This window comes from Parvimonas sp. D9, assembly GCF_035282565.1.
Classification (GTDB): domain Bacteria; phylum Bacillota; class Clostridia; order Tissierellales; family Peptoniphilaceae; genus Parvimonas; species Parvimonas micra.
Genome location: NZ_JAYKBM010000190.1, coordinates 1 through 258, shown reverse-complemented (window position 1 = coordinate 258; position 258 = coordinate 1). Strand labels below are relative to the sequence as shown.

1 protein-coding gene is annotated in these 258 nt (G+C 66.7%); it reads left to right on the top strand.

The window, feature by feature from the left end:
- On the top strand, positions 1-258 hold a 258-nt coding region (locus VJI94_RS08510; RefSeq protein WP_324009051.1), incomplete at both ends, for a hypothetical protein.

Below are 258 nucleotides of genomic sequence, written 5' to 3'. Positions count from 1 at the left end.
ATCGGACCAGGACATCTACGTCACCAATCCGTGCAATCCCGTCACTCCGATCCAGCCGTGCAATCGTCCGGCATGGCCAACGGCGCGCAAGGCCAAGGTGCTGGAATCCACGACGATCGGCCATGACCAGTCGACGCGGATCGCTCTTGCCGCCGGAACGGGGACAGTGCAGGCCATCGGCCCAAGCCAGGGCTGCGGCAAGCCGGGCGGTCTCGGAGCCGGCAACGCTGCGGCCAATTCGGGTTTCCCGGCGAACGG